Source organism: Bradyrhizobium sp. P5_C12, assembly GCF_054049735.1.
On the sequence record NZ_JBFULU010000041.1, the window covers coordinates 44,691 to 68,879 of the forward strand.

22 protein-coding genes are annotated in these 24,189 nt (G+C 64.1%); 18 read left to right on the forward strand and 4 right to left on the reverse strand.

The window, feature by feature from the left end:
* Positions 1-302: 302 nt before the first annotated feature.
* From ACXJMY_RS28810 to ACXJMY_RS28820, 3 genes are all read left to right on the forward strand, one after another.
* Entirely contained in the window at positions 303-482 is a 180-nt protein-coding gene (locus ACXJMY_RS28810; protein WP_456622735.1) for a hypothetical protein, read from the forward strand.
* Complete coding sequence (locus ACXJMY_RS28815) at positions 472-3,087, forward strand: O-linked N-acetylglucosamine transferase family protein (RefSeq protein ID WP_456622736.1); 2,616 nt, start codon at positions 472-474, stop codon at positions 3,085-3,087. Before ACXJMY_RS28810 ends, ACXJMY_RS28815 begins: the two co-directional genes overlap by 11 nt.
* Positions 3,088-3,943: 856 nt before the next feature.
* Positions 3,944-5,551, forward strand: a complete 1,608-nt coding sequence (locus ACXJMY_RS28820) for a porin (protein ID WP_456622737.1) — start codon at positions 3,944-3,946, stop codon at positions 5,549-5,551.
* A gap of 457 nt (positions 5,552-6,008) precedes the next feature.
* On the opposite strand, the gene ACXJMY_RS28825 is transcribed toward ACXJMY_RS28820, so the two are convergent.
* Positions 6,009-8,411: a transglycosylase SLT domain-containing protein gene (locus ACXJMY_RS28825; RefSeq protein ID WP_456622738.1), complete on the reverse strand. Its 2,403-nt coding sequence runs from the start codon at positions 8,409-8,411 to the stop codon at positions 6,009-6,011.
* 280 nt (positions 8,412-8,691) lie between these two features.
* On the opposite strand from ACXJMY_RS28825, the gene dapA reads away from it, so the two are divergent.
* From dapA to ACXJMY_RS28845, 4 genes are read left to right on the forward strand one after another with little or no spacing between them, the layout of a single operon-like run.
* Positions 8,692-9,582: a 4-hydroxy-tetrahydrodipicolinate synthase gene (dapA, locus tag ACXJMY_RS28830; protein WP_456622739.1), complete on the forward strand. Its 891-nt coding sequence runs from the start codon at positions 8,692-8,694 to the stop codon at positions 9,580-9,582.
* Between the two features lie 56 nt (positions 9,583-9,638).
* Positions 9,639-10,055 carry a large conductance mechanosensitive channel protein MscL gene (gene mscL / locus ACXJMY_RS28835; RefSeq protein ID WP_271554767.1) on the forward strand — a complete coding sequence of 139 codons (417 nt, stop codon included), beginning with the start codon at positions 9,639-9,641 and terminating at the stop codon, positions 10,053-10,055.
* Between the two features lie 59 nt (positions 10,056-10,114).
* Positions 10,115-10,588: an SsrA-binding protein SmpB gene (gene smpB, locus ACXJMY_RS28840; RefSeq protein WP_247387893.1), complete on the forward strand. Its 474-nt coding sequence runs from the start codon at positions 10,115-10,117 to the stop codon at positions 10,586-10,588.
* A 13-nt stretch (positions 10,589-10,601) separates the two neighbouring features.
* Entirely contained in the window at positions 10,602-11,177 is a 576-nt protein-coding gene (locus ACXJMY_RS28845) for a peroxiredoxin (RefSeq protein WP_456622740.1), read from the forward strand.
* Here ACXJMY_RS28845 and ACXJMY_RS28850 read toward each other — a convergent pair.
* Together ACXJMY_RS28850 and ACXJMY_RS28855 are read right to left on the reverse strand one after the other, a co-directional pair.
* Positions 11,174-11,851 carry a uracil-DNA glycosylase gene (locus ACXJMY_RS28850; RefSeq protein WP_456622741.1) on the reverse strand — a complete coding sequence of 226 codons (678 nt, stop codon included), beginning with the start codon at positions 11,849-11,851 and terminating at the stop codon, positions 11,174-11,176. The two genes, ACXJMY_RS28845 and ACXJMY_RS28850, sit on opposite strands and share 4 nt — an antisense overlap.
* Positions 11,832-12,476: a LabA-like NYN domain-containing protein gene (locus tag ACXJMY_RS28855; RefSeq protein ID WP_148773836.1), complete on the reverse strand. Its 645-nt coding sequence runs from the start codon at positions 12,474-12,476 to the stop codon at positions 11,832-11,834. The genes ACXJMY_RS28850 and ACXJMY_RS28855 overlap by 20 nt, the downstream gene beginning before the upstream one ends.
* 328 nt (positions 12,477-12,804) lie before the next feature.
* On the opposite strand from ACXJMY_RS28855, the gene rpoZ reads away from it, so the two are divergent.
* From rpoZ to ACXJMY_RS28895, 8 genes are all read left to right on the forward strand, one after another.
* Positions 12,805-13,197 carry a DNA-directed RNA polymerase subunit omega gene (gene rpoZ / locus ACXJMY_RS28860; RefSeq protein ID WP_008133017.1) on the forward strand — a complete coding sequence of 131 codons (393 nt, stop codon included), beginning with the start codon at positions 12,805-12,807 and terminating at the stop codon, positions 13,195-13,197.
* Positions 13,198-13,403: 206 nt separating this feature from the next.
* Positions 13,404-15,692 (forward strand): RelA/SpoT family protein, encoded by a 2,289-nt coding sequence (locus tag ACXJMY_RS28865; RefSeq protein WP_456622742.1) that lies wholly within the window; start codon positions 13,404-13,406, stop codon positions 15,690-15,692.
* Between the two features lie 111 nt (positions 15,693-15,803).
* Positions 15,804-16,556, forward strand: coding sequence for a pyridoxine 5'-phosphate synthase (locus ACXJMY_RS28870; RefSeq protein WP_456622743.1), 753 nt, complete (start codon positions 15,804-15,806; stop codon positions 16,554-16,556).
* Positions 16,553-16,972 carry a holo-ACP synthase gene (acpS, locus tag ACXJMY_RS28875; protein WP_456622744.1) on the forward strand — a complete coding sequence of 140 codons (420 nt, stop codon included), beginning with the start codon at positions 16,553-16,555 and terminating at the stop codon, positions 16,970-16,972. Before ACXJMY_RS28870 ends, acpS begins: the two co-directional genes overlap by 4 nt.
* 249 nt (positions 16,973-17,221) lie before the next feature.
* The gene (gene lepB, locus ACXJMY_RS28880; protein WP_100232614.1) at positions 17,222-17,986 is read left to right on the forward strand and encodes a signal peptidase I; all 765 of its coding nucleotides are present in this window, start codon (positions 17,222-17,224) and stop codon (positions 17,984-17,986) included.
* Positions 17,983-18,804, forward strand: coding sequence for a ribonuclease III (rnc, locus tag ACXJMY_RS28885; protein WP_456622753.1), 822 nt, complete (start codon positions 17,983-17,985; stop codon positions 18,802-18,804). The genes lepB and rnc overlap by 4 nt, the downstream gene beginning before the upstream one ends.
* Positions 18,794-19,720 carry a GTPase Era gene (gene era / locus ACXJMY_RS28890; RefSeq protein ID WP_456622745.1) on the forward strand — a complete coding sequence of 309 codons (927 nt, stop codon included), beginning with the start codon at positions 18,794-18,796 and terminating at the stop codon, positions 19,718-19,720. Before rnc ends, era begins: the two co-directional genes overlap by 11 nt.
* A 21-nt stretch (positions 19,721-19,741) precedes the next feature.
* The gene (locus tag ACXJMY_RS28895) at positions 19,742-20,122 is read left to right on the forward strand and encodes a hypothetical protein (RefSeq protein WP_456622746.1); all 381 of its coding nucleotides are present in this window, start codon (positions 19,742-19,744) and stop codon (positions 20,120-20,122) included.
* Between the two features lie 102 nt (positions 20,123-20,224).
* On the opposite strand, the gene ACXJMY_RS28900 is transcribed toward ACXJMY_RS28895, so the two are convergent.
* Positions 20,225-20,509, reverse strand: coding sequence for a hypothetical protein (locus ACXJMY_RS28900; RefSeq protein WP_456622747.1), 285 nt, complete (start codon positions 20,507-20,509; stop codon positions 20,225-20,227).
* Between the two features lie 79 nt (positions 20,510-20,588).
* Here ACXJMY_RS28900 and recO point away from each other — a divergent pair, with 79 nt between their 5' ends.
* From recO to parC, 3 genes are all read left to right on the forward strand, one after another.
* Positions 20,589-21,341, forward strand: a complete 753-nt coding sequence (gene recO, locus ACXJMY_RS28905; RefSeq protein ID WP_456622748.1) for a DNA repair protein RecO — start codon at positions 20,589-20,591, stop codon at positions 21,339-21,341.
* Positions 21,342-21,443: 102 nt separating this feature from the next.
* Complete coding sequence (locus ACXJMY_RS28910; RefSeq protein ID WP_456622749.1) at positions 21,444-21,728, forward strand: hypothetical protein; 285 nt, start codon at positions 21,444-21,446, stop codon at positions 21,726-21,728.
* Between the two features lie 60 nt (positions 21,729-21,788).
* Positions 21,789-24,047: a DNA topoisomerase IV subunit A gene (parC, locus tag ACXJMY_RS28915; protein ID WP_456622750.1), complete on the forward strand. Its 2,259-nt coding sequence runs from the start codon at positions 21,789-21,791 to the stop codon at positions 24,045-24,047.
* Positions 24,048-24,189 lie beyond the last annotated feature (142 nt).

Here is a 24,189-nt window from a genome sequence, read left to right on the forward strand (position 1 = left end):
AGTCTCAAAATCCCGCCGATGAATAATAACGTGTCGCGTCGGGGCTGCGGGGCGCAAGGCCCCGTGGGGAAGCCAGGCCGCAGCCAACGACTGTCCGGAACGCGCCTTTGCCGCAAGGATCAGGGCGCGTCCGGTGCTTGCGGGGCGAGGGCGCTCGCGGAACTGCAGCCCGCCTTGCACCGGTCGGAGCCGATGCCCGTCCGCGGCGGACGTCCTTCACCACGGATGTGGCGATCGCAGGCCGGGCGATATCGTTGCGTCGTGTCTGTCGTTGATCAGCAGTTCGGCCGCGCCGCGACTGCATGCCTGGCTTCGACGACAAGCGATCGCATCGCCGCCGCAATGCCGCGCTGGTCCGCTTCTACATCGGCCGGATTGATTGCAGACGCTTGCCGCGAGGCGGGACCGGTCCCTATGCCTTCGCCGAACCGGTTGTTATGATCGACGAGATGATCTCAGGGAGGAACGGGTTTGGCGAATGAACTGCAGGCCAAGTTTCGACGTGCTGTCGAGGCCTTTTACGCCAAGGATCTGGTCAAGGCGGAACGCATCCTGCAGCAAATCGCCAAAGCGTCCAGGAACATATTCGAAGTCGAGCATCTCCTGGGTGTGGTGAAGCTGGTGCAAGGCCGGTTTTCGGAGGCTGAGGTTCATCTCAGAGCGGCGGTAGCCCTGAACGGAAGCAATGACGAAGCGCTCAGCAATTATGGATATGCGCTCAAAGCCCTCAATCGCCCTCAAGAGGCGCTGACGTATTTTACCCGCGCATTGGCGGTCAATCCGCGCAATCCACTTTCATACCACAACAGAGGTTCGATCCTTGCCGAGTTTGCGCGAAGCTATTCGGAAGCGATCGATCAGTTCGACAAGGCCATAGCCTACAATCCGAACTTTGCCGACGCGTATGCGAGCAAGGGCAATTGCCTTGAAAAGCTCAAGCGTTACGAGGACGCCCTCGTTGCTTACGACAAGGCGTTGTCGATCAAGCCTGATCTGGAGCTCGCGTGGCTTGGCCGAGGGAATGTTTTCCGCAATCTCAAGCGCTATGACGACGCATTTGCGACCTACGACAAGGCGCTGTCGATCAAGCCCGATTTCGAGAATGCGTGGGTTGGTCGGGGGGATGTCTTCGCTGATCTCAAGCGCCATGACGRAGCAATTGCTGCGTATGACAAGGCGCTGTCGATCAAGCCTGAATTCGAGAGTGCGTGGGTTGCCCGCGGCCATGTTTTCTGGAGCCTCGAACGGTATGACGAGGCGTCGGCCGCATACGACAAGGCGCTGTCGATCAAGCCCGATCTGGAGAATGCGTGGCTTGGTCGAGGCAATGTGTCCTGTGATCTCAAGCGCTATGACGACGCATTGGCCGCTTATGACAAGGCGTTGTCGATCAGGCCCGATCTGGCGGAAGCCTGGCTCGGCCGGGGTAATGTTTTCACCGAGCTCAAGCGCTTTGACGAGGCATTTGCCGCATACGACAACGCGCTGTCGATCAAGCCTGATCTCCCCGAAGCCTGGCTCGGTCGAGGCAATGTTTTCTGGAGGCTGAAGCGCTACGAGGAGGCGCTTGCTGCGTATGACAAGGCGCTGTCGATCAAGGCCGATCTAAAGGGCGCGTGGATTGGTCGAGGCAACGTCTTCACCGAGCTCAAGCACTATGACCGGGCTTTGGCTGCTTATGACCATGCGCTGTCGATCAAGTCCGACTTGGAAGGCATCGAGGGGGTGCGTCTTCATGCAAAGATGAACCTGTGCAATTGGGAAAATCTGGAAGAAGAGATCGGCCATTTGACCGGCGCGATACGGGCCGGGAAGGCGAATAGCTCTCCCTTCGATCTGCTGTCGTTGACAGATTCGCCCGATGACCAATTGCGATGCGCCAAAGCATGGGTGGCCGCGAAGCTCCCGCAATCCTCAAGAGCAAGTTCAAGGCGTGCCGACTATCGGCACGATCGGATTCGGGTCGGATACGTTTCACCCGATTTTCGTCAGCATCCGGTCGCGCACCTGACCGCAGGGATCTTCGAGAGCCACGATGCCGGTCGATTTGAGACATACGCCTTTTCAATCGGTCCGGACGACAGCAGCGATCTGCGCAAGAGGCTGGAAGGGTCCTTTCATCGCTTTGTCGATTGTCAGCACAAGAGCGACGGCGAAGTCTTCGATGCGATCAGGGACGCACAGGTCGATATTCTCGTCGATCTTGCGGGACACACGCAGAATGGCCGATTGTCGCTGTTCGCATCTGGCCCCGCCCCGATAGCGGTCAATTTTCTCGGCTTCGCAGGGACCTTGGGCAGCAGGGAGCTATGGGACTACATCATCGCCGATCAAATCGCGGTGCCAGACCAAAGCCGCGGCTTCTTTGAAGAGAAGGTCGTCCGGCTGCCTGGCAGCTTCATGCCGCGCGACACTCAAGGGCAGGCCATCGACGACACGGTACCCAACAGGGCTGATCACAATCTGCGTCCGGAATGGACGGTGTTTTGCTGCTTCAACAACGCCTACAAGATCAATCGACCGGTCTTTGACAGCTGGATGAATATCTTGAGGAGCGTGGATCAGTCGGTCCTGTGGCTGTCTGACATGGGGGAGATCGCAAAATCGAATCTGCGCAAGGAAGCCAAGCAGCTGGGTGCCGATCCCGACCGCCTGGTGTTTGCAGGGCGCGTGTCATCACTGTCCGGCCATTTGGCGCGCCATCGCCTTGCCGACCTTTTCCTGGATACGCTGCCATACAACGCACATACGACAGCCAGCGATGCGTTGTGGGCTGGCCTGCCCGTGGTCACGCAAATTGGCAATAGTTTCGCAGGCCGCGTCGCGGCGAGCTTGCTTCATGCTGTTGGCTTGCCTGAATTGATAACGCCAACACGTGAGGACTATGAAGCGCTCGCAATCGATTTGGCGCTCGATAAGCAGAAGCTTCAGGGTGTTCGCGACACGCTGCAAAAGAACCGTCTGAAGACGCCGCTGTTTGACGCGGCGCTCTACACGAAGCACCTGGAAGCAGCTTACGAGGCCATGTATCAAAGATACCAAGCTGGATTGTCGCCCGATCATATCGATATTCCAGCACTTGGATGAGGAAGGCTCCTTGCGCGCCTGCTGTCGCCTGCGCAGACGAGCCAGGCAGTCCTCGACACCGACGAGACCGTGCCGGCGCCGGTCTCCGGTCGCTTTGTCTCTCACCGTCCTGACCGGTGATCACGAGCGGTTTGCTCGCGGCCAGCTTGATCGAGACGAAACCGGCCTCGGCGGCGTGCCGGTCGAACGGCGCCAATCGTCGCCGGCTTTCCAAGTCGGGCAGGGGAACCCGAGAAATCCGTAGAAGACATCCGTAGGATCGATTCCTCGGGGATCGACATCGGCGCCGGCCAGCTTTCTGGACAGGAACCGATCAGCCAACCCAGCGACGGTCCCCGCCGAAAGCGGCGCCGCCTTTCCAGACCGACCGATTGCCGACCGATTACCGACCGATTACCGACCGATTCTTGGAGCGACGGCACATCCTGCTGAGTCTTTCGAGACGCCGCGATTCGATGGCGTCAGAACCGCAACAGTGCTTCTCCACGCCTGCGGTCACCCAGCGGGAGTTTCGGGGGCAAATGGAACCGCCAGAAAAACATAAATAAATTCAATGGCTTGTGCGGGCGCTTTGATCACATCTGCGTGTTATTTGTGCAACACATGTCGGAAAACGCGTTTCATAGGCCCGTTCCGGAGCGTTCTCTTGTTGTGTGTGCAAGGACGTTCGGTAATTGTGACTGAGCGACGGAGGGGGGCATCCCGAGGTCGTCCCGTTTAGGTCTTTCGCTTAAGTCCCTCGCGTTCCGCGGGTGTGTCCGAAGGCGCGAAGTGGCTCAAGCGGTGATTTAAAGGGGGTTGGGAAATTGGCCGTCCGGTCAGTGACCTTCCCTGAAGAGCAACTTGGAGGTTTAACATGAAGTTGGTTAAGAGCCTTTTGCTCGGCTCAGCGGCGGGTCTTATCGCCGTGGGCGGAGCGCAGGCAGCCGATCTCCCCGTGAAGGCCAAAGCGGTCGAATACGTGAAGATCTGCTCCCTGTACGGTGCTGGATTCTACTACATCCCGGGCACTGACACCTGCATCAAGCTGGGTGGTTACCTGCGCGCCGAAGTCGCGCTGGGCACCAACTCGGACTTTACCCTGAACCAGAACGTCTCGACCCAGGGCGCCAACGGTGCACGCAACCGTCTGACGAACTACTACACCATGCGCGCTCGTGAAGACCTCAACATCGACACGCGCACCGCGACCGAATACGGCGTGGTCCGCACGTTCTTCGATGGCGTCTTCTCGTGGACGACTGGCAACTACGTCGGCACCGGCAGTGCAACGGGCACGACGGCCTACAGCGGTGCGCTGGCGACTGCCACGACCCCTGGCGCGACCACCACGTCGCTCTTTGGTTCGGGCGGTGGCTCGGTCAACGGCACCGACGGCAACACCTCGGCTGGTTCGCTCGGCGTGTACTACGCCTTCATCCAGTTCGCTGGTTTCACCATGGGTAAGGCTGTGTCGCAGTTCGACGCGCCCTGGACCAACTATCCCGGCAACAACTTCGACGGTCTCGTCGGCGGCAGCGGCACGGTCACTGGTATCAACCAGTTCTCCTACACCGCTGACTTCGGTCAGGGCATCACGGCGGCGTTCTCGGCGGAAGATCCGACCTCGTACATGCAGGCCGGTAACCTGAACATGACCGGCGCGACGGCCTCCAGCGTCCTCGGTGCCTCCTACGGCTCCAACGCCATCGGCGGTTCGCGTTCGCCGAACCTCGTCGGTATGGTGCGTGTCGACCAGGCCTGGGGTCTGTTCCAGGCGTCGGTTGCTGCCAAGGACAACCACGTCGCTTACTACGGCGCCACCGAGCCGACTGGCCACCCCGACGACAAGTGGGGTTGGGCGGTTCAGCTCGCTCTGTCGATCAAGAACATCCCGACTGGTGCGGGTGACGTGATCAACATTTCGGGCGTCTACACCGACGGCGCGACCCGCTACAACTTCCAGAACCTCGCGGGCAGCACCTACGTGATGTTCGGCAGCTCGGGCACCGCCTACCAGAGCCTCGGCTACGCCTCGGCTCCGGACACCGTGTTCATCACGGGCAGCTCGCAGGAGACCGTCAAGACCTGGGGCTTCCGCGGTGCTTACACCCATAACTGGGATCCGTACTGGAACACGGCGATCTACGGTGCTTACGCTCAGGCGCAGTTCGGCACCTTGGCCAAGACCACGCTTTGCGGCGCCGGTGGTGCTGGTGGTGGCGTGATCGGTGTTGGGTTCGCTGGCGTGACTGCCTGTAACCCGGACTTCGCGATCGGCCAGGCGGGCATCATCACCCGCTGGACCCCGGTCAAGAACCTGACGTTCTCGGCTGACCTTGCCTGGACCCATCTCGACCAGAAGTATGCTGGTACGGTGACCCCGGCCGCTCTGGTTCCGGTTCCGGCCAAGCCGGTCGCGACCTACGAGCTGAAGGATCAGAACTCGCTCGTTCTGCTCCTCCGCGCTCAGCGCAACTGGTAAGCTCGATCTAACGATCTGACAGAAGCCCCGGCGGGAAACCGCCGGGGCTTTTCTTTTTGCTCGCATGGCTCGCGACCCCGGAATGTCTGCCGAGTTGTCGCGTCGCTTCCGCTGATGCATCGCTCCGGCCGAGGCCGGTTGCACAAGAGGAGACGACTTGCGCCGCACCGCATCTCCGACCGGCAGGTGCGTTGCCCGCTCGCTTGCAGACACGGTCGGAGAAACAACGCACGTACCGGTCACGCAAGAGCAGGCGGGCGACGCCTTCGTCTCCGAGGCAGTGGCGCCGGCTCACCGGACTGGCTGCGATGCTGGCAGCTCTCGAGGTGCGCTCAGGCATGGCTCGCCCGAAGATCAGATCCGACCCTTGAGATGGTCGTCGACGGCCCAGGCGGGCGACGGTGCAGATACAACGCTTGCCACCGAGGCTCTCGACCGCGTTCGGGAGAAGCCGCCTCTACTCCACGCTGCCGGTGCCGCGGCGCAGATCGGCCTCGATCTGGAGGCGTGTGCCGCCGCCGAAGCGGGCGCGGTAGACCTGCAGATTCTCCACGATCCGCTGCACGTAATTGCGCGTTTCGGAGAATGGAATCAGCTCGACCCAGTCGACCGCATCGACCTTCGGGTCGCGCGGGTCGCCGTAGCGGTCGACCCACTTCTTCACGCTGCCGCGGCCGGCATTGTAGGCGGCAAACGTCATGATGTAGGAGCCGCGATAGTCCTCGAGCAGCCCGCCGAGCTCGGCCGAGCCGAGCGTGGCGTTGTAGACGGAATCGTTCTTCAGCCGCCCCAGATCATAGGTCGCGCCGTGCCGCTTGCAGACGTAGCGCGCGGCGTCCGGCGTCACCTGCATCAGGCCATAGGCCTGCGCCGGCGAGACCACCGACGGGTTGAACGCGCTCTCCTGCCGGGCGATGGCGTAGACGATGCTGCGCTCGACCTCGGGACCGATCGGGGTGAATTGCGGAATGCCGTTGACGGGATAGGCGTAGAAATCGAACGGAAGGCCGCGGTTGAGCGCGGCCTTGCCGACCAGCAGCATCCCGCGCGCATCGCTGTAGCGCTGGGTGAGCTCGCCGAGGCCGGTCAGCGCCTCGGGATCGCCGTTCTCGCCCATGTCGGCCAGCATCGGCACCGCCATCTCGCGCTCGTCGAGCTCGTAGAGCAGTTGCGCGGCGCGCACGATCTCCAGCCGTTCGGCGCCGCGGCCGCGCGGCTGGCTGTTGAGCTCGATCTGCGGCAGGCCGAGTTTTGCGCGCGCCAGCTGGCCGTAATAGCTCGTGGATTGCTCGGCGGCGCGGGCATAGGCGTTGCGCGCCTCCTGCTGGCGGCCGGCCGCTTCCGCGGCGCGGCCCTGCCAATAACCGGCGCGCGCCAGCGTGGTCGGATTGACGCTGCCGACGCCGATACGCGCGAAATGCTGGGTCGCGGCCGCGGGGTCGTTGAGGAAGCGCAGCGCGATCCATCCGGCGGTGAACTCCTGCTCGGTCTTGTAGATGTCGCGCGAGGGCAGCGCCGCATCGCGCGCGATCAGATAGGCGCTGCGGAATTCCTCGGTGTCGATCATCTTGCGCGCGAGCAGGCGCCGCTCGATCCACCATTCGTCGAGATTGTAGAGCCGGTTCGGATCCTTCGGCGCCGACAGCATCAGCTGGGCGGCCTCGGCAAACTTCTCCTCGCGGCGCAGCAACTGGATCTTGCTGAAGATGAAGCCCGGATCATTGTGCAGCTCGTGCGGCACGGCCTCGAGCAGCGCACGCGCGTTCGGCGCTTTCTTCACGGAGGCGATGCGGGCCTTGGCGAGCGCGACATAGCCGGCGCCGAGGCGCTTCGCCGCGCGCAGCGCCGCCTCGTTTTCGCTGCCATAGAGCAGGGTGTCCATCCGCGCCTTCTGGTCGCCCGGCGTCAGCAGGGCGCCGAACTGGTCGAGCGCGTTGTTCTCGGTGTCCTCCGACATCGGATCGATGCGCCAAGCCTCGCGCACCAGCCGCTCGGCATTGGCGCGGTCGCCGCGCGCCAGCATCGCCTTGGCCAGCGTGAAGCGGCCCTTGGCGGACACTGGGGATTCGTTCTCGAACCACGACCACGCAACTGAATCGTCGCGCCGGTCGTCCCACATCGCGGCCTCGAGGCGCCGGCGCAGGAAGGTCTGCGACGGCCAGCTCGGATTGGCGGAGAGGAAGGCGCGGTAGCGCTCCACGTTCGCGCCATTGTCCTCGCTGCGCAGGATGATCCATTCCGCGAGTTTTCGCGCGACGGGGTCCGAGATGGTGGCTGCGGTGTTGGTCGCATCGCCCGGCTGGCGCTTGCGCACGAGCTCGATGACGTTCTCCAGCGTGTCCTTGTCGGCCTGCGACGTCGACGAGGTCGCAGCGATCGCGGCCGGCGTGACCGGCTTGCGCGGCGCCGCGTGCTGGCGGGTTGCAGGAGCGAGCACGGGCGCTGCAATTGGTTTGGCGGCAGCTGCCGGGGCGGCGGGTCTGATGGTGGCCGTCGCAGCCGGCGCGGGAGCGGCTTTGGGGGGCGAGCCGTTGGCGGACGGTTGTGATTTTGGCGCGGAGGCCGCGGCCGCAGGCTTGGGCTTGTCCTTCGCGGGGTCCTTGGCGGCGCTCTTGCCAGCATCCTTTCCAGAATCCTTGGCCGGTTTCTTCGCAACATCCTTGGCGGGGGCGCTCGCGGCTCCCTTGGTCGCGTCCTTGGCCGTGTCCTTGCCGGTTCCCTTAGCTGTTTCTTTGGCTGTTCCTTTGCCAGTCCCCTTCGTGGCGTCCTTGGCGGCTGGCTTTGCGGTGTCCTTGGTCCCTTCCGGGGGCGTCTCGTTGGACTTGGCCCAGGCGGCGCAGCCGACCGACAGCCCTGCCATCAGGCACACGGCCAGACCGGTGGATCGCCATGTGGCACGAGGAAATGAAGTCACGGCGTTTAGTCGCCCCGAATCAGTCAAGTGGCTCAAGATCTAGCTGAATTTGATTGAATATGCGGACAAAATACCAACAGCCGCTTACCTCGGGCGAGTTTGCACCATCACCGCGGCAAAATCGCGGCCTAAACGGTGCGTCAGTCGGGAGCGGCCCTTTTACCGGCGGGATAGACCCGATATGAATGGGGCTTGCTCTCAAGCTCGCCGCGTACGGAGGAAGTCCATGGCAGCCAAGACGAAATTCCGGGGGTCGTTCACCGCCTTGGTCACGCCGTTCAAGAACGGCTCGCTGGACGAGGCGGCGTTCCGCTCGCTGGTCAACTGGCAGATTTCCGAGGGCACCAACGGCCTGGTCCCGGTCGGCACCACCGGCGAGAGCCCGACGCTCAGCCATGACGAGCACAAGAAGGTCGTCGAGTGGTGCATCAGCGAAGCCAAGGGGCGGGTGCCGGTGATCGCCGGCGCCGGCTCCAATTCGACCAAGGAAGCGGTCGAGCTGGCCCAGCACGCCGAGAAGGCCGGCGCGAACGCGGTGCTGGTGGTGACGCCCTATTACAACAAGCCGACCCAGGAAGGCATGTACCAGCACTTCAAGGCGATCAACGATGCGATCGGCATTCCGATCATCATCTACAACATCCCGCCGCGCTCGGTGATCGACATGTCGGTCGACACCATGAAGCGGCTGTGGGAGCTGAAGAACATCGCCGGCGTCAAGGACGCCACCGCCAGCATGGTGCGCGTCTCGCAGCAGCGCGCGGCGATGGGCGAGGATTTCAACCAGCTCTCGGGCGAGGATGCGACCATCCTCGGTTACATGGCGCATGGCGGCCATGGCTGCATCTCGGTGACGTCGAACGTCGCGCCGCGCCTGTGCTCGGAGTTCCACGCCGCCTGGCAGAAGGGCGATCATGCCACGGCGTTGAAGCTGCACGACAAGCTGATGCCGCTGCACAACAACCTCTTCATCGAGAGCAATCCGGCGCCGATCAAGTACGCGCTGTCGTTGCTCGGCAAGCTGGACGAGACGCTGCGGCTGCCGATGGTGCCGGTGACCGAGCCGACGCGCGTTGCCGTGCGCAGCGCCATGGTCCACGCCGGCCTGATCAACTGAAGCGTTAGGCATTCGGGGGGCTTGCCGTGAGCGCAGTCGACGAAAAGGGCAGGCAGATGCTCAAGGAGTTCCGCGAATTTGCCATGAAGGGCAACGTCGTCGATCTCGCGGTCGGCGTCATCATCGGCGCGGCGTTCGGCGCCATTGTCACTTCCCTGGTCGGCGACGTCATCATGCCCCTGATCGGCGCGGTCACCGGCGGTCTCGACTTCTCCAACTACTTCACCCCGCTGTCCAAGGCGGTCACCGCCACCAACCTCGCGGACGCAAAAAAGCAGGGCGCGGTCTTGGCTTGGGGCAGCTTCCTCACGCTGACGATCAACTTCATCATCATTGCCTTCGTGCTGTTCCTGGTGATCCGCGCTATAAACACGCTGAAGCGCAAGGAAGAGGCCGCGCCCTCTGCGCCGCCGAAGCCGTCCGCCGAAGTCGAGCTGCTGACCGAGATCCGCGATCTCCTCAAGAAGTCTTGACGCGCGCGCTTCATCCAAACTGTTAGCGTCCGCGCGCATCTCGATCAGGTTTGTCTGTCATGGCCGATAAGAACGAACGTCCTATCAAGGTCATGGCGGAAAATCGCAAGGCCCGCTTCAACTATGCGATCGAGGATACGGTCGAGGCCGGCATTGCGCTGACCGGCACCGAGGTCAAGTCGATCCGCAACGGCAAGAGCACGATCGCGGAATCCTACGCCGATTCGAAGGACGGCGAGATCTGGCTGATCAACGCCACCATTCCCGAATATCTCCAGGGCAATCGCTTCAACCATGAGCCCAAACGGCCGCGAAAGCTGCTGCTGCACCGCAAGCAGATCAACAAGCTGATGGGGGCCGTGGACCGCGAGGGCATGACGCTGATCCCGCTCAAGCTCTATTTCAACGAGCGCGGCCGCGCCAAATTGCAGCTGGCGGTTGCAAAGGGCAAGAAGCTGCACGACAAACGCGAGAGCGAGAAGAAGCGCGACTGGAGCCGGGAGAAGGGCCGGCTGCTGCGGGCGAGGGGATAGGCGAGGGACTGGGATGAATCAACGAAACCTGCTCGAGGTCGACTGGAGCCAGATTCCCGCACCCGCCGATGACGGCGGCGCCGTGCATCTGAAGGGCATGACGCTGCCTGCGATCAGCCTGCTCGCGACCAACGATACGTCAGTGACGCTGTCGGCGCTGTCCGGACGCACCGTCGTGTTCGCCTATCCGCGCACCGGCGAGCCCGGCAAGATCGCGCTGGTCGACGATTGGGACATGATTCCGGGCGCGCGCGGCTGCACTCCGCAGACCTGTGCGTTTCGCGATCTGTTCGCCGAGCTCAAGGCGGCCGGCGCCTCGCACGTGTTCGGCCTCTCGACCCAGAGCAACGACTACCAGACCGAGATGGCGTCGCGGCTGCATCTGCCGTTCCCCGTGCTTTCGGACGAGAAGCTGGCGCTCGCGCGCGCGCTCAAATTGCCGACCATGGAGGTTGCCGGGCTCACCCTGATCAAGCGTCTTGCCCTGATCATCGATGACGCGCGGATCACCGAGGTGTTCTACCCGGTGTTTCCGCCCGACCGGAACGCCGGCGATGTGCTGGATTGGCTGAAGGCAAATCCCGCCTAGTCGTCGAGGCCGGCCTTCACCTTGGCGAACACGGACCGGAACATGTCCGGCGTCAGCACGCCGGTGTTCGTGTTGTAGCGGGAGCAGTGATAGCTGTCGTAGAGCCTGAACGCGCCGGCCTGGTGCACCGCGCCGTGGCCGAAGGGGGCTTGCGAGGCCTTCAGTTGCAGCGGCTTGAGCACAGTGTCGTGCGCAATCCGCCCGAGCGCGACGATGGCCCGCAGATTCGGCATGGTCTCGAGATTTGCCGCGAGAAACCGGCGGCAGGTGTTGATCTCGGCCGGCAACGGCTTGTTCTGCGGCGGCACGCAGTGCACCGCATTGGCGATCCGGCAGTCCACCAGCTTCAGGCCGTCGTCGGGACGCGCCTGATAGGTGCCCTTGGCGAAGCCGTATTCCAGCAGCGTGGCGTAGAGCAGGTCGCCGGCATAGTCGCCGGTGAAAGGCCGGCCGGTGCGGTTGGCGCCCTGCATCCCCGGCGCCAGGCCGACGATCAAGAGCCGCGCCCCGATGTCGCCGAAGGGGGCGACCGGCGCATTGTGCCACAACGGCTCGCGCGCGCGGTTCGCCTCGCGAAAGGCGACCAGGCGCGGACACAGCGGACAGTCGCGGTCAGGAACGAGGATGGGGGCCTGGCGGCTCGACCGGGCCGCCTCACTCCTCGAAGTCGTCATCGCCCCTCGGCGCCATCGTGGTCGCGCGCTGGAGGAACTGCGGGGCGTGGTGGCGCGCCTCGCGCTCGCCGCGATCGCGCGGGGCGGGGCGTTCGGACGGGTCGCGGCCGAGCTTGGATTGCAGCTCGACGAGATCGGTGAAGACGTCGGCCTGGCGGCGCAGCTCGTCGGCGATCATCGGCGGCTGGCTCGCGATCGTGGAGATCACGGTGACCCGCACGCCGCGGCGCTGCACGGCCTCGACCAGGGAACGGAAGTCGCCGTCACCCGAGAACAGCACCATCTGGTCGATGTGCTCGGCAAGCTCCATGGCATCGACGGCAAGCTCGATGTCCATGTTGCCCTTGACCTTGCGGCGGCCGGAGGCGTCGATGAATTCCTTGGTCGCCTTGGTGACGACGGTGTAGCCGTTGTAATCGAGCCAGTCGATCAGCGGGCGGATCGAGGAGTATTCCTGGTCCTCGATGATCGCGGTGTAATAGAACGCCCGCAGCAGCGTCCCACGGCTCTGAAATTCCTTCAGCAGGCGCTTGTAATCGATGTCGAAGCCTAGAGTTTTCGCCGTCGCGTAAAGATTGGCCCCGTCGATGAAGAGCGCGATCTTGTTGGTAGGGGAAGGTGACATTCAGTTTGCTCGCGTAGTGTTCGTGACAAATCGTTTATTGTTGGCGCGACGGCCGCAAGCCGCGCAGTCTACAGTGCTGCCGAAACCCGTCGAAACCGCAAATCCGGAGAAGTCGGGGCAAACAAGGTATAGTTATGGCGGTCCCGCTTCCGCCCGGCGCCGCCCTCGACGGCAGCCCGGGGTACCACCCATCCCAGCCCCAATGTGGAGGTATCAGAGCCGTTTGGCGAGGCCAAATCACAAAATGGTCTTGCGAAACCCCCCCGGTCCCTATAACTAGCCCGCATCATCCACATATTTCGTCCCACCCACAACGGAGCGACAGTCCATGGCTCGCGTCACCGTAGAAGATTGTATCGACAAGGTCGACAACCGGTTTGACCTGGTCCTGCTGGCCGCCCACCGTGCCCGCATGATTTCGTCCGGCTCACAACTAACGGTTGACCGCGATAACGACAAGAACCCTGTTGTGTCTTTGCGTGAAATTGCCGACACGACCATCTCGCCGGAAGACCTCCGCGAGGAGCTGGTGCACTCCCTCCAGAAGTTCGTCGAGGTCGACGAGCCCGAGCCCGATACGGTGCCGCTGATCGGTTCCGCCGGTGCGAGCGTCGATGCGGACGATACCGAAGTTGCCGTTGAACGCATGACCGAAGAGGAGCTCCTGAAGGGTCTCGAAGGCCTCGCGCCGCCCGAGGAGCAGCCCGAGGAGGACGAGTAAATCGTCCGTCGCAGTCGTCGACTTCTTGTGATCTTATCAAAGGCCCGAACCCGTGTTCGGGCCTTTGCTTTTGTTGGCGTTTTCGTGGTTACCATAGCGTTGTCGGATGGCGCCGCGCGCTGTCACTGAATTGATCGGACGCGCGCGCGATCGGGGCTAGGATGTATACAACGGACGCGTCATGGTCCGTTTGAAGGCAGGACGGAATGGTGTATCGGCGCCGCAGACCCTCGCAGATGCAGGCCGCAACCGAATCGGTTGCCGTGGCCCCGACTGCGCCGGTGGCGCGACCGGCCAAGCCGCGTGCGCGCATGATGCGGCAATATGACCTCGTCGAGCGCGTCAGGTCGTACAATCCCAACACCAACGAAGATCTTCTGAACCGGGCCTATGTCTACGCCATGAAGGCGCACGGCTCGCAGACCCGCGCTTCCGGCGACCCGTATTTCTCGCACCCGCTCGAGGTGGCGGCGATCCTCACCGACCTGAAGCTCGACGATGCCACCATCGTGGCCGCGCTGCTTCACGACACGATCGAGGACACCGAGGCGACGCGGGCCGAGATCGACCAGATCTTCGGGCCCGAGATCGGCGCCTTGGTCGAGGGCCTGACCAAGCTGAAGCGGCTGGAGCTGGTATCGCGGGAGGCCAAGCAGGCCGAGAACCTGCGCAAATTGTTGCTGGCCATTGCCGACGACGTCCGCGTTCTCCTGGTGAAGCTCGCCGACCGCCTGCACAACATGCGCACGCTGGATTTCGTGCCGCCGGAATCGCGCCGCCGCATCGCCGAGGAGACGCTCGACATCTATGCGCCGCTCGCGGGCCGCATGGGCATGCAGGAAATGCGCGAGGAGCTGGAGGATTTGTCCTTCCGCACCCTCGATCCCGAGGCCTATTCGGTGGTGATGCAGCGGCTCGACGCGCTCGCCGAGCGCAACCGCAACCTGATCGGCGAGATCGAGGCGCAGCTCTCCAACAATCTGCGCCACCGCGGTCTCGGCGCGCGGGTCTATGGCCGCCGCAAGAAGCCATTCTCGATCTGGACCAAGATGGAGCGCAAGTCGGTCGGCTTCGAGCAGCTGTCCGACATCTTCGGCTTTCGCGTCGTCGTCAACGACGTCGAGGCCTGCTATCGCGCGCTCGGGATCGTCCACACCACCTGGCCGGTCGTGCCCGGCCGGTTCAAGGATTACATCTCGACGCCGAAGCAGAACGACTACCGCTCGATCCACACCACCGTGATCGGTCCGGGCAACCAGCGCGTCGAGCTTCAGATCCGCACCGAGGCGATGGACCAGATCGCCGAGCGCGGCATCGCCGCGCACGTCTTCTACAAGGAAGGCGTGGGCTCGCCGACCGAATTCCTCAAGCGCGAGTCGAACGCCTTCGCGTGGCTGCGCCACACCATCGGCATTCTCTCGGAGAGCGCCAACCCCGAGGAATTCCTCGAGCATACCAAGCTCGAGCTGTTCCACGACCAGGTGTTCTGCTTCACCCCGAAGGGCAAGCTGATCGCGCTGCCGCGCCATGCCAACGTGATCGACTTCGCCTATGCCGTGCATACCGACGTCGGCAACAGCGCGGTGGGCTGCAAGATCAACGGCAAGTTCGCGCCGCTGTCCTCGGAGCTGCAGAACGGCGACGAGGTCGAGGTGCTGACCTCGGAAGCGCAATCGGCGCCGCCGTCGGCCTGGGAAACGCTCGCGGTCACCGGTAAGGCGCGCGCTGCGATCCGCCGCGCCACGCGCACCGCGGTGCGCGATCAATATGCCGGTCTCGGCCGGCGCATCGTGGAGCGCCTGTTCGAGCGCGCCAAGATCGAATACGCCGACGACAAGCTCAAGGGTGCGCTGCCGCGGCTTGCGCGTTCCTCGATCGAGGACGTCATGGCCGCGGTCGGCCGCGGCGAGATCAAGGCCTCCCACGTCGCCCGCGCGATGTATCCCGACTACAAGGAGGAGCGGGTCGCGCGCTATGGCGTCAAGAAGGGGCTCGCTGCCAAGCTCAAGGAGAAGGCGACGTCCGAGCCGCCGCGCAGCCCGGTCGCGATTCCGATCCGTGGCATCAATTCGGACCTGCCGGTCAAGTTCGCGCCGAACGGCGGCGCCGTGCCCGGCGACCGCATCGTCGGCATCGTCACGCCGGGCGAGGGGATCACGATCTATCCGATCCAGGCGCCGGCCTTGAAGGATTTCGAGGAGGAGCCGGAGCGCTGGCTCGACGTGCGCTGGGACATCGAGGAGTCGACGCCGCAGCGCTTCCCGGCCCGCATCAGGGTCGAGAACGTCAACGAGCCCGGCGCGCTGGCGCAGATCGCGACCGTGATCGCCGAGCACGACGGCAACATCGACAACATCAGCATGCAGCGCCGTTCGCCCGACTTCACCGAGACGACGATCGACCTCGAAGTCTACGATCTGAAACATTTGAGCGCGATCCTCGCCCAGTTGCGTGCCAAGGCGGTCGTCGCCCGCGTCGAACGTGTTAATGGATGAAGCTCGTCGTTGCCGGGCTTGACCCGGCAACCCATCTCTTCAAAGAGGATGGATGCGCGGGTCAGGCCCGCGCATGACGGATTGAGAAATGTCACTTTCGAGAGTCCTGAAATGCCCGCTTCTCCGCTCCGCCTCGGCGTCAATATCGACCACGTCGCGACCGTCCGTAACGCGCGCGGCGGCCGCCATCCCGATCCGGTGCGTGCAGCGCTGCTGGCGATCGAGGCCGGCGCCGACGGCATCACCGCGCATTTGCGCGAGGATCGCCGGCACATCCGCGACGAGGACATGGCGCGGCTGAAGGCCGAGATCTCCAAGCCGCTCAATTTCGAGATGGCGGCGACCGACGACATGATGCGGATCTCGCTTGCGACCAAGCCGCATGCGGTGTGCCTGGTGCCCGAGCGCCGCCAGGAGGTGACGACCGAAGGCGGCCTCGACGTCGTCGGCCAGCACAACGCGCTGGCGCCCTATATCGCGCGGCTGAACGACGCCGGCATTCGGGTCTCGCTGTTCATCGCCGCCGATCCCGCGCAGATCGAGATGGCGGCGCGGCTGCGGGCGCCGGTCATCGAGATCCATACCGGCGCCTGGTGCGACGCCGTGGTCGACGGCCACGCCGAGAAGGCCGAGGCCGAGTGGCAGCGGATCGTGGCGGGGGCGAGGCTCGCGAAGGCCGCGGGGCTGGAGGTGCATGCCGGGCATGGGCTGGACTATGCGACCGCGGAGACGATCGCGGCGCTGCCGGAGATCATGGAGCTCAATATCGGCTACTACATGATCGGCGAAGCCCTGTTCGTCGGCCTCGCCGAGACGGTGCGCAGCATGCGCGCGGCGATGGACCGCGGCCGGAGCCGGGCATGATCATCGGCATCGGCTCCGACCTGATCGACATCACCCGCGTCGCCAAGGTGATCGAGCGCCATGGCGAGCGGTTCCTCGACCGCATCTTCACGGAAGCCGAGCGGGCCAAGGCGGAGCGGCGCGCCAAGAACGAGAAGATGGTGGTCGCAACCTATGCCAAGCGCTTCGCCGCCAAGGAGGCCTGCTCCAAGGCGCTCGGCACCGGTATCCGGCGCGGCGTCTGGTGGCGCGACATGGGGGTGGTCAACCTGCCCGGGGGACGGCCGACCATGCAATTGACCGGCGGGGCGCTGGCCCGGCTTCACGCCCTGACGCCGGAGGGGTTCGAGGCCCGGATCGACCTGTCGATCACCGACGACTGGCCGCTGGCGCAGGCCTTCGTCATCATTTCAGCCGTGCCCGCGGCAAAACCCTGAGCGGATCCGGATCATTTTATAATTCGTTTTAAAAATCAATGGCTTGTGCAGTTTTGATGCGATCCTTGATTGCGTGGCCCCCGACAACCGTCTAAAAGTCCGCCGACGCAAATCAGGCTGGGCGAATTCGGCTTTACGCCGGAATTGGCCCTCATTATCAGAATCAGGACAATCTCCTTGGGCCGCGAAGCAATTGGCTGTTCGCGGGAGGAGGGCGCTCTGTGACCGCTGGCCGGAATTGAGAGAGCAATGAGCGTGACTTCGGGAACGAAAACTGAGAGCGGCGTCGGCGAAACGATCCGCGTCGTGATCCATGCTCTCCTGATCGCGCTGGTGATCCGTACCTTCCTGTTCCAGCCCTTCAACATTCCGTCCGGCTCGATGAAGGCGACCCTGCTGGTCGGCGACTACCTGTTCGTCTCGAAATATTCCTACGGCTACAGCCACTACTCGATCCCGTTCTCGCCGCCGCTGTTCTCGGGGCGGATCTGGGGCTCGGACCCGAACCGCGGCGACATCGTCGTGTTTCGCCTGCCGAAGGACGACTCGACCGACTACATCAAGCGCGTGATCGGTCTTCCCGGCGACCGCGTCCAGATGAGGGACGGGCTGCTCTACATCAACGACACCCCGGTCGAGCGGCAGCGCATGAGCGAATATGTCGGCGAAGATCCCTGCGGTTCCGAAGGCGGCGGCATCTCCCGGGTGAAGCGCTGGAAGGAGACGCTGCCGAACGGCGTGTCCTATGAGACGCTGGATTGCGCCGACAACGGCTACATGGACAACACCAACGTCTACAATGTGCCGCCCGGCCACTTCTTCATGATGGGCGACAATCGCGACAACTCGACCGACAGCCGTTTCCTCGGCCAGGTCGGCTATGTGCCGCAGGAAAACCTGATCGGCCGCGCCCAGATGATCTTCTTCTCGATCGCCGAAGGCGAGCATGCATGGATGTTCTGGCGCTGGCCCTGGGCGGTGCGCTGGAATCGATTCTTCAAAATCGTCCGATGAAAGACGAGGCCAAGGACATCGCGACCCAACCGAACGAGGCGCAGGCGGCCCCTGACGGCGAAGCTGTTTCCAAGACGCCCGCGAAGAAGAAGCGGGCGCGGGGCGGCAAGGCCAAGGGCACGGATGCGAACGCTGCGCTCGAGGCGCGCATCGGCCACAGTTTTGCCGATCCGAACCTGCTGATGCAGGGGATCACGCATGTCTCGGCGCTGAAGTCCGGCCGCAAGCGCGGCGACAGCTATCAGCGGCTGGAATTTCTCGGCGACCACGTGCTCGGGCTGGTCGTCTCCGACATGCTCTATCACGCCTTCCCGAATGCCGATGAGGGCGAGCTGTCCAAGCGCCTTGCCGAGCTCGTGCGCAAGGAGAGCTGCGCCGATGTCGCCAAGTCGCTCGGTCTGCTCGACGACATCAAGCTCGGCTCGGTCGGCCCCAGCGCCGACGGCCGGCTGCGCAAATCCATCCTCGGCGACGTCTGCGAGGCGGTGATCGGCGCCATCTTCCTCGACGGCGGCCATGCGGCGGCGGCCGAATTCGTCAAGCGCAACTGGACCGAACGCATGCACAAGCCGCGGCGTCCGCTGCGCGATCCCAAGACCGTGCTCCAGGAATGGGCGCAGGGGAAGGGACTGCCGACGCCGGTGTATCGCGAGGTCGAGCGCACCGGACCGCACCACGATCCGCAGTTCCGTGTCGCGGTCGACCTGCCGGGACTGGCGCCGGCCGAAGGAATCGGCGGCAGCAAGCGCGCGGCGGAGAAGGTCGCGGCCTCCGTCATGATTGAACGCGAGGGCGTTGGCGGCAGCAATGATGGTTGAAGCAAGCGGCGAGGCACCCGCCGGGACGCGGTGCGGCTTCGTGGCGCTGATCGGCGCGCCGAATGTCGGCAAGTCCACGCTGGTCAATGCGCTGGTCGGGGCCAAGGTCACGATCGTCTCGCGCAAGGTGCAGACCACGCGCGCGCTGATCCGCGGCATCGTCATCGAGAACAACGCGCAGATCATCCTGGTCGATACGCCCGGAATCTTCTCGCCCAAGCGCCGGCTCGACCGCGCCATGGTGTCGACCGCCTGGAGCGGGGCGCATGACGCCGATCTCGTCTGCGTGCTGCTCGACGCCAAGACCGGGATCGACGAGGAGGCCGAGGCGATCCTCGCCAAGGCCGCGAGCGTCAATCACGAGAAGATTCTGGTGATCAACAAGGTCGACCTGGTCCAGCGCGAGAAGCTCCTGGCGCTGGCGCAGGCTGCCAACGAGCGCATGCCGTTCGTCAGGACTTTCATGGTCGCGGCGCTGTCGGGCGACGGCGTCGATGATCTCAGGCATACGCTTGCCGAGATGGTGCCGCCGGGCCCGTTCCTCTATCCCGAGGACCAGATGTCGGACGCGCCGATGCGGCACCTGGCGGCCGAGATCACCCGCGAGAAGATCTTTCGCAAGCTGCACCAGGAATTGCCCTATCAATCCACGGTCGAGACCGACAAGTGGGAAGAGCGCAAGGACAAGTCGGTGCGCATCGAGCAGACGATCTTCGTGGAGCGCGAGAGCCAGCGCAAGATCGTGCTCGGCGCGGGCGGCGCCACCATCAAGTCGATCGGCGCGGACTCGCGCAAGGAGATCGGCGAGATCCTGGGCGTGCCGGTGCATCTGTTCCTGTTCGTCAAGGTGCGCGAGAACTGGGGCGACGATCCCGATCGCTATCGCGAGATGGGCCTGGAATTCCCCAGGGAATAACCAAGAAAAGATCGGTCACTGATGAGCGTACCCAGCAACGTCCGGCGCTTCGAGGCGCTGCTTTACGCATCCTTGATGCTGGACGCCCTGTCGGTCGCGGTTCAGGACCGCACGCCCAATGCCGAGATGACCGAGCAGATGATCATGACGGCGACCCTGCTCGCCGGCGGCATGATCCTGCTGCTGGTCTATTTCGTCTGGCTCGCCGCGCGCTGGCGCAAGAACTGGCCACGCTGGGTGCTGGGGGCGGCACTGGCGCTGTCGGTGATCTCGCTCGGCCAGATCATCGGCGAAAAGGGCGTGGAGCTCGACAGCGCCATCGAGATCGTCTCCTGCGTGCTGACGGTGCTCGGGCTGTACTTCTCCTTCACCGGCGACGCGCGGGGCTGGTTCAACGCCTGAGGTCTTGCGCGACGCCGTAGGGTGGATTAGCGCAGCGTAATCCACCATTAGTGTGCACGGGGAATTGGTGGATTACGCCTTCGGCTAATCCACCCTACGATTTTACGATCGATAGGCGTGGACAATGATCACCGCGCTTATGATGATCGTCCAGATCACGAAGCCTACGACAACGCCGAGCGCCGGCGACAGGATCACCCGGCCTTCGCTTGTACGCGTGACCTGCAAGAGGCCTGTCCAGCCGACCCGGATCATGCTTTTGGGGAATTCGACGGTGATCCTGCCGAACGTGGCTGCAAGTAGCAAAGCCAGTGCGGAGAAATAGAAAACGGTCGGCAAGGCCTCCCAGACGATCCAGAACACCAATTCGAGAATGAGCGCGATCAAGTCGAAAATGATGCTGGCCATCGTGGTCCCAGGCGTGTCCGAACTTCTGCGTCAGGGCATATGGCGCTATACTTAGCACATGGAATGGACCGACGAAGGCATCGTGCTGGGGGTGCGGCGGCATGGCGAGTCCAGCGCCATCGTCGAGCTCTTGACGCGCGCGCACGGCCGCCATCTTGGGCTCGTCCGCGGCGGCGCCGGTTCGCGAATGCGGCCCTTGCTGCAACCCGGCAACAGCGTCACTGCGGTATGGCGGGCGCGGCTCGACGAGCATCTCGGCACCTACGCCATCGAGGGGTTGAAGCTGCGCGCGGCGACGCTGCTGGCCTCCTCCCACGGCGTCTACGGCGTCACCCATCTGGCCTCGGTTGCGCGGCTCCTGCCGGAACGTGATCCGCACGAGGAGATCTTTGCGAGGCTCGAGCATTCGCTCGACGATTTCGACGACATCGGCGGCGCGGCCGTGCACGTGATCCATTTCGAGCTGGCGATGCTCGCCGAGCTCGGCTTCGGGCTGGCGCTGGACAATTGCGCGGTGACCGGGGAGACCACGGACCTGATCTATGTCTCGCCGAAATCCGGCGGCGCGGTGTCGCGCGGCGCCGGTGAGCCGTGGCGCGACCGGCTGTTGCGGCTGCCGCCGTTCCTGCGCCAGGGCGAGGTGCAGGCCGATCTCACCGACCAGGATCTCCAGGACGGCTTTCGGCTCACCGGCCTGTTCCTGCTGCGCCATGTGCTGGAGCCGCGCGGGCAGGGCCATTCCGACGCCCGGGCTGGCTTCATCAATGCGCTGACGCGGCAGCAGGCGCGGGCGGCGATTCCGGCGCCATGACCTGATGGCGCTTCTGCGTTGCACAATCAGATGGGATACGTCCCGGAACCAAACCGGGTTTCCCGGATTGGCCCTCGGGGTTCCAACCCGGGGATAAGCCTGATGCTGATCAAGGGATTTGTGATATCGGCAGCGCTGATGGCGCTGGCGCCGGACGCCCTCGCTGGCGAGCAACCGGGACTGGTTCGCCGTGCCTCCTGCACCGTCGTCAGGTTCTATGTCGCCAAATATTCGGCTGCAGCCGCAGAGGCATGGGCGCGGTCCAAGGGCGCGACCGAGGCCGAGATCGAGACGGCCCGGCGCTGCCTGACCAATGCCCCGGCCACCACACAGGCCCAAAACCCGCAATCCACCCAGACCGTGACCGCCGGCTGGGCCGGGCACTAGCCGCCCACAGGGAACCAATCGATCCTTGCCCGATTCGCTTCCACGGTTTAACCGGGCTGCATGGGAAAACGATTGATTCCGCCGGCGGAACCGGCCGAAATTCACGAGGTGCAGCTGCGTGACGCGCTGGAAGAGCGCTATCTCGCCTATGCGCTCTCCACCATCATGCACCGGGCGCTGCCGGACGCGCGCGACGGCCTGAAACCGGTGCACCGGCGCATCCTCTACGGCATGCGCCTGCTCAGGCTCGATCCCGGCACGGCCTTCAAGAAATCCGCAAAGATCGTCGGCGACGTGATGGGCTCGTTCCATCCGCATGGCGACCAGGCGATCTACGACGCCATGGTGCGCCTGGCGCAGGATTTCTCCTCGCGCTATCCGCTGGTCGACGGCCAGGGCAATTTCGGCAATATCGACGGCGATAACCCGGCCGCCTACCGCTACACCGAAGCGCGCATGACCGATGTCGCGCGGCTTCTGCTCGACGGCATCGACGAGGACGGCGTTGAATTCCGTCCCAACTACGACGGCCAGTCGAAAGAGCCCGTGGTGCTGCCCGGCGGCTTCCCGAACCTGCTCGCCAACGGCGCGCAGGGCATCGCGGTCGGCATGGCGACGTCGATCCCGCCGCACAACGCGGCCGAGCTGTGCGATGCCGCGCTGCATTTGATCGAGAAGCCCGACGCCAAATCCAAGGCGCTGCTGAAATGGGTCAAGGGGCCGGATTTCCCGACCGGCGGCATCATCGTCGATTCCAAGCAGGCGATCGCGGAGGCCTACACCACCGGCCGCGGCTCGTTCCGCGTCCGCGCCAGGTGGGAGCAGGAGGAAGGCGCCCGCAACACGTGGGTGATCGTCGTCACCGAGATCCCGTGGCTGGTGCAGAAGTCGCGCCTGATCGAGAAGATCGCCGAGCTGCTCGACCAGAAGAAGCTGCCGCTGGTCGGCGACATCAGGGACGAGTCGGCCGAAGACGTCCGCATCGTGATCGAGCCGAAATCGAAGAATGTCGATCCCGGCCTGATGATGGAATCGCTGTTCCGGCTGACCGAGCTCGAAAGCAAGATTCCGCTGAACCTCAACGTGCTGTTGAAGGGCCGCATTCCCCGGGTGGTGGGGCTCGCGGAGTGCCTGCGCGAATGGCTCGACCATCTGCGCGACGTGCTGATCCGCCGCACCAACTATCGCAAGACGCAGATCGAAAACCGCCTGGAAGTTCTCGGCGGTCTGCTGATCGCCTATCTGAACCTCGACGAGGTGATCAGGATCATCCGCACCGAGGAGGAGCCGAAGCCGGCGCTGATCAAGGCGTTCAAGCTCACCGAGGTGCAGGCCGAAGCCATCCTCAACATGCGGCTGCGTTCGTTGCGCAAGCTCGAAGAGATGGAGATCCGCACCGAGGACAAGAACCTCCGCAACGAGCTCAAGGGCATCAACGCGATCCTCGCGTCCGAGCCCGAGCAGTGGAAGAAGGTCGCCGAGCAGGTCGGCAAGGTCCGCGACATGTTCGGACCGAAGACGCCGCTCGGCAAGCGCCGCACCACCTTTGCCGACGCGCCGGAGCACGATCTCGCCGCGATCGAGGAGGCCTTCCTCGAGCGCGAGCCCGTCACCGTCGTCGTCTCCGACAAGGGCTGGATCCGCACCATGAAGGGGCATGTCGAGGATCTCTCGGGCCTCGCCTTCAAGCAGGACGACAAGCTCGGCTTCGCCTTCTTCGCCGAGACGACGTCGAAGCTGCTGCTGTTCGCCACCAACGGCAAGTTCTACTCGCTCGACGTCGCAAAACTTCCGGGCGGCCGCGGCCATGGCGAGCCGATCCGCCTGTTCATCGACATGGAGCAGGAGGCCGCCCCGGTCGCATTGTTCGTCAACAAGGGCGGGCGCAAATTCCTGGTCGCGAGCCACGAGGGCCAGGGCTTCGTCGTCAACGAGGACGATTGCGTCGGCACCACCAAGAAGGGCAAGCAGGTCCTCAATGTCGACATGCCGAACGAGGCGCGCGCGATCACCGAGGTGCTCGGCGACACCGTCGCGGTGATCGGCGAGAACCGCAAGATGCTGGTCTTCCCGCTCGACCAGGTGCCGGAGATGGCGCGTGGCCGCGGCGTCCGCTTGCAGAAATACAAGGACGGCGGGCTGTCCGACATCGCGGTGTTCGAGGCCAAGGCGGGCCTGACCTGGAAGGACTCCGCCGGCCGCGAATTCTCCGCGACCATGAAGGAGCTCGCCGAATGGCAGGGCACCCGCGCCGACGCCGGCCGCCTGCCGCCGAAGGGTTTCCCGAAGTCGAACAAGTTCGGCCGGGTGATCGGGTAGGGCGGGCTCGTGTCCCGGACGCGCTGCAACGCCCTTGCGTTGCTGCGCAGAGCCGGGACCCACGCCACACGGACTGCTCGGAAGCATGGGCCCCGGCTCAGCAGCGCACCGCTGAAGTAGCGCTGCGCTGCGTCCGGGGCAC